The sequence below is a fragment of the Streptomyces sp. NPDC060198 genome (assembly GCF_042728415.1).
Lineage (GTDB): Bacteria > Actinomycetota > Actinomycetes > Streptomycetales > Streptomycetaceae > Streptomyces.
Window position 1 is genome coordinate 1 of sequence record NZ_JBHWZJ010000433.1, and the last position, 5,363, is coordinate 5,363.

Consider the following 5,363-nt stretch of genomic DNA (forward strand, 5'->3'; position numbering starts at 1 on the left):
ACGCCCCGCTGCCGGGCCCCCCCCCCCCCCCCGGTGGGCGTAACGGAACCAACCGCGCCGGCCCGTCGCCGCCGGGTCCGCGCGGGTGCGGACACGACGGCGACGGGACCGCCGGTGGCGGGTTCGGGGACGAGGGTACGTGCCATGGGTCAGGCGCTCCTGAGCCGCGGGTCGATGACGGGGTAGAGCAGCTCCACCACGGTGGAGATCACGACGAAGACGAAGGCCGAGAGCAGCACCACGCCGATCACCACCGGCATGTCCTTGGCACTCACCGCCTGGAGGACGAGCGAGCCGATTCCGGGCCGGCCGAACACCGTCTCCACCAGCACCGCGCCCCCGATCAGGGACCCGGTGAGCCACCCCGTCAGGGTGAGCAGCGGCACCGCGCAGTGACGCAGTGCGTGTCGGAGCCGTACCGCCGTCCGCCCCACCCCGCGCGAGCGGGCGGTGACCACGAACGGCTGCTCCAGGGCGGCTTCGAGCCCCTCGCGCAGCACCTGCGCCAGCACCCCCGTGAGCGGGAGCGCCAGGGTGACGGCGGGCAGCACCAGCGAGGCGAAGCCCTCCGCCCCGGCGACCGGGAAGACGTGGAACCGGAAGGAGAAGACCGTCAGCAGCACGATCCCGACCCAGTAGGACGGGGTGGACGCCGAGATCAGCTCCCAGACGGAGGCGACCGCCCGGAAGGCGGGCCGCCGCCCGGCCGTCGCCACCGCGGAAGCCACCGCGAGGACGACGGCCAGGAGCAGGGCCGCCAGCGCCAGCTGCACGGTCGGCCAGAGCTGATTACTCATCAGCGACCATACCGGGCGCTGGAGTTGGTACGACTGCCCCAGGTCGCCCTGGAGGAGTCGTACCAGGTAGTGCAGGTACTGGTCGGCGACGGGCCGGTCGAATCCGTACTCCCTGGCGATCTCCGCCCGCACCTCGGGGGAGCCGGCGTTGGAGGGGCCGAGCAGGACGGAGACGGGGTCGCCGGGAATCAGCTGGAGGGTGAGGAACGCCAGGGTCGCCGCCCCCAGCAGCACGGCCACCCCCGAGCCCAGCCGCCGGGCGACCTGGGCGGCCAGGGCCGTCGCCGACGCCGTCACTTCTTGGCCAGCCAGGCGTCGTAGTAGGTCAGCCAGTTGCTCGCGTTGAACGTGAGCCCCTTCACCTTGTCGGACTGCCCGACGAGGGAGACCTGCGTGTACAGAGGGACGACGACCGCGAGATCGATGCCCCGCTGCTGCACCTTCGGGTAGACGTCGGCGCGGGTCTTCTCGTCCAGCGTCGCCCGGCCCTGGTCCGTCCACTTGTCGAAGGACGGGTCGGTGAGGAAGGTCGCGTTGATGCCGCCCTTGGCGGGCGCACTGCCGGAGTTGAAGAAGAGCCACAGCACGTCCGGGTCGAACCGGGGCCAGCTGAGGTCGATGATGTTCGCCTTGCCGCCGTAGACCTGGGTGTTGTACGTGCCGATGTCCAGGTTCGGCCGCTTGACCTCGACGCCGATCTTCTTCAGGTCCGCCTGCACGGCCTGCCCGAGGACGTCACGTCCCTCGCGCGTCGCCTGGATGGACAGCTGCGGCCACTCGACGGTGAGCCGCTTGCCCGCCTTGGTGCGGTACCCCTCGGCGTCCTTGCCGGTCCAGCCGGCCTCGTCGAGCAGCTGGGCCGACAGCTTCGGGTCGTAGGGCCAGCTCCCCTCCAGGGACTTGTCGTAGTTCGGGGTGGTGGGGCTGATGGGGCTCCATGCGCGGGGGTACTGGCCGAAGGTGACGGTCTTCACGTCCTGTTCGACGTCGATGCCGCGCTGGATCGCCTTGCGCACCCGGACGTCGTCGAGCGGCGCGAGCGAACCGTTGAGCCAGAGGTTGTAGTTGCCGCCCGGGTTGGCGCGGGAGATGAGATCGAGGCCGGGGGTGGCCTTGAGCGTGGTGACGTTCTGCGGCGGAATGGCCTTCGCCACCTGCACCTGACCGCTCGTCAGCGCTCCGGCGCGCACCGAGGCGGTGGGCAGGAAGCGGACGACCACCTTGTCGAGGTAGGCGGCGCCGGTGTGCGTCGCCGTCTTCGGGGCCCACGCGTAGTCCGGGTTGCGGGTGAGCGTCGCCGACTGGCCCTTGGTGTAGGCGCTGAAGACGAAAGGACCGCTGCCCACGTCGGCCGGACCGCCGGCGGCGAGCTTGCCCGAGCCGGCCTTGAGCGCCTCGGGGGAGTAGAAGCCCAGATACGTGGTGCTGGCCGCCTGGAGGAAGGGGGCGAACGCCTTGGAGAAGTTGACCTTCACCGTCTGCGGGTCGACGACGTCGGTACCGGTGTAAGGGCCGAGCAGGTTCGCCGCGTACAGCGACTTGGTCTCCTTGGCCACGATGTGGTCGAAGTTGGCCTTCACGACCGACGCGTCGAACTTCGAGCCGTCGGTGAAGGTGACGTCGTCGCGCAGGTGGAAGGTGTAGCTCTTGAAGTCGTCCGACACCTCCCACTTGGTGGCCAGCCACGGGTGGAACTTCCCGTCGGAGTCCTGCGAGACCAGCGAGTCGAACACCCCGCGCGCGATCTCCGCGGTCACGTCCTGCGTGCTGGCGTGGATGTCCCAGGAGACGGGCTCGGTGTCGACGGCGGTGGTGAGCGTCCCGCCCGACACCGGCTTGCCCGAACCCGCCGCCTCGGCGGTGGTGTCTCCGCCGGACGAGCAGGCGGAGAGGAGAAGGAGACCGCTCACCCCCACCGCGAGGGTGCGGCCGAGTCTGGACAGGGTGGGACGCATGGCGGAACTCCAGGAGTGGGTGTCCCCGCGGGGGCGGGAGAGGAGAGGGGAGGCGGGGGAGGGGGGTTGCGTCGACTCAGTCACGCGGAGCTCCCGAGGCGAGAGCGGCGGCGCCGACGATCTGCAGGGAGGCGTCCTCGCCGGGCGCGTGCACCCCGACGGACTGGATGTCGCGGAAGTGCCGCTCCAGCGGATTGCCCTGGGCCAGCCCCGGGTTTCCGAGCAGGCGCACCGCGGTCTGGACCGCGGTGGTGACATGGCGTACGACCAGTACCTTCGACGCCAGGGCGTCGGCACCCGATACCGGCAGGCCCCGGTCGACCCGGTCCGCCGTCGCGAAGATCAGCTGCTCGGCGGTGGAGAGCAGCGTCTCGATCTCGCCGGCGGCCTGACGGAACCGGTCCGTCGTGGCCAGCGGACGGCCGAGCGCTGCGGGCACCCGCTCGTGACCCCACGTGGTCGTGAAGCTCTGCGCGGCCCGCGCCACCCCCAGGTACAGGGAGGAGGAGAGCAGCATGGTGATGCTGCCCGGCAGAGTGCCGGGGGCCGGCGGCGTGCCGGGGTGTTCCAGCTCGTGCACGTACTCGGCGGGGATCTCGACGTCCCGGAACTCCACCTCGTGGCTTCCCGTGGCGCGCATCCCCAACTGGAACCAGGTGGGCACGATGTCGATGCCGGGCGTACCGCCGGGGACGACGAAGTTGCCCACCCGGGGGGAGGGTTCGTCGGTCACCGCCCAGACCAGGAAGTAGCTGAGGCCTTCCGCGCCGGTGACGAACCGCTTGCGTCCGCTGATCGACCAGCCGTTGGCCGTACGCCGTGCGACGGTCGCCGGCAGGCCGTGGGTGGACGAACCCAAGTCGGGTTCCGCGCGGGCGTGGTTGAGCAGCGTCGGACGCTCGGCGGACTCCGCGAGCACTCGGGCGTAGAGCTCCTGGGGCCACGGGCTCCGCGTCTGGAGCAGGTGCGGGACTATGGTCATGCCGGCGATGAGCGCCGTCGACGGATCGCCGCGACCCGCCGCCAGGAGGATCTTCGCGACCTCGGTGAAGGTTGCCCCGGCCCCGCCGTGGCGGGCGTCCACTCCGGCAGTCAACAGCCCCTTCTCGTGCAGCAGTTGAATGGACTTGTGAGGAAAGGCCCCGGTTCGGTCGTACTCGGCGGCGTTGGCCGCGAGCGAGGCGGTCACCTCGTCCAGGCGGTCGAGATCGGCGGCCGGCAGCCGGCTTTCGGTGGTCTGGCTCATCGGCCCTCCAGCGCGGCGGGGAGGGAGAGTTCACGGGCCATGGGTGTGTCCTTGGTCTTGTGTCGGGGCAGTTGTCCGGCCACGTGGGGCGGCGCGGCGGGCAAAGGGCGTGACGGTGCTCCGGGTCGCGCGTCACCGCCGGGCCGCGAGGGACCCGGGCGTACGGCGGACGTGGGGGGCTGAGAACGTGATTCGGAAAGGGTGCGCGACGGTGCGCGGCCGTGCGGAGGGAGTGGTGCTCACCGGAGGCCGGCGGGACCTACGCGTCGTCTCAGCGACAGCTGGTCGACCAGACCTTCCCGAAGTCCACGACTCGGCACTGCGTCAGACGGGACGTCAGGTGTTCGCCGAGTCCGCGGTGGCATGCGGCAGCGCCGGCCGGGTACCGGCTGGACTCCCTCACCATCTCAGGCCTGAACATGGCACTGAGCATGCAGGAACACTGCACTCTGCGTCCAATGCCGAATACTGATCGAGACCGATCGCGTTTCCTTATCGATCGCGTTCGGCCTGTGCGGGCCGTGCGTGGGCCCGGGCGCCGCCGCCTGTGCGGGCGGCCGTTCCCGCAGGCTCCGGGGGTGTCGGGCGTGCGGGAACGGTACGGCACGGCTGCCGATCGGGGTAGATCCTCCTCGCGTCCCGGGCCGTCCTCCGTGCCGCCGGGGGCGGCGGCCGTGTTCGGGGGCCGGCCGCGCGACTCCCGGGTCGACGACGGAGCGGTTTCCACGGCGGCGGCGGGCGAGGCTGACCGGGGCGGGATGTCAGGGCCGCCGCGATCGGGTGGCGCACCATTACGGCGAGCCCGCCCGCGCCCGGTGCCGCGGAGGCGGGCTCCGGGCGTCGCGACCGCCATGTGTCCGATGCCGGGACGACGCCTCGACCTCCGTGCCTGGAAGGGGGGTGGCGGCGCCGATTGAGCCGATCAGGGTCAGGGTGCGCGCATGTGGATCAAGTCCGCCATCCGTTCAGGTGCATACCCTTCCCGACGGCTTTCAGTGATGTGTGAAAAGGGTGATTATGCGGTGAAAGCACCACTCGTTACGACCCGCAAAGGGAGTACACATGCTTCGCCGTATCGCGATCACAGTGGCCACCGTCGCCGCTGCCGGGCTGATGGCCGCAGGTCCTGCCGCCGCCCACGGCAACGACAATGGCGGCGAGTCCGTCGAGGTCGCCGCGGGCTACCTGCAGGCCGAGGCTTCTCACGAGAAGGCCGACTACCTCAACCTCGGTGGCCCGTACGGAATCACGTACGCCTCGGAAGAGCGCGACGCCGCCGCGTTCGAGGCCGGCTTCTTCTGGGCTCAGTACCTGAACAACAACTGACCCGTTCGTCCCGGTGCGGGGCCCGCTCCCTTGGGGGAG

At 70.8% G+C, this 5,363-nt stretch carries 4 protein-coding genes; 1 reads left to right on the forward strand and 3 read right to left on the reverse strand.

What is annotated here, in order from left to right; genetic code table 11:
• Positions 1-149: 149 nt before the first annotated feature.
• From ACFWEP_RS31000 to ACFWEP_RS31010, 3 genes are all read right to left on the reverse strand, one after another.
• On the reverse strand, positions 150-1,094 hold the full coding sequence (locus ACFWEP_RS31000; protein WP_387375073.1) for an ABC transporter permease: 945 nt from the start codon (positions 1,092-1,094) through the stop codon (positions 150-152).
• Positions 1,091-2,752: an ABC transporter substrate-binding protein gene (locus ACFWEP_RS31005; RefSeq protein WP_387375075.1), complete on the reverse strand. Its 1,662-nt coding sequence runs from the start codon at positions 2,750-2,752 to the stop codon at positions 1,091-1,093. Before ACFWEP_RS31005 ends, ACFWEP_RS31000 begins: the two co-directional genes overlap by 4 nt.
• A 76-nt stretch (positions 2,753-2,828) precedes the next feature.
• Positions 2,829-3,998, reverse strand: coding sequence for an acyl-CoA dehydrogenase family protein (locus ACFWEP_RS31010; protein WP_387375076.1), 1,170 nt, complete (start codon positions 3,996-3,998; stop codon positions 2,829-2,831).
• A 1,062-nt stretch (positions 3,999-5,060) separates the two neighbouring features.
• On the opposite strand from ACFWEP_RS31010, the gene ACFWEP_RS31015 reads away from it, so the two are divergent.
• Positions 5,061-5,324 carry a hypothetical protein gene (locus tag ACFWEP_RS31015; protein ID WP_328723207.1) on the forward strand — a complete coding sequence of 88 codons (264 nt, stop codon included), beginning with the start codon at positions 5,061-5,063 and terminating at the stop codon, positions 5,322-5,324.
• Positions 5,325-5,363: the final 39 nt, after the last annotated feature.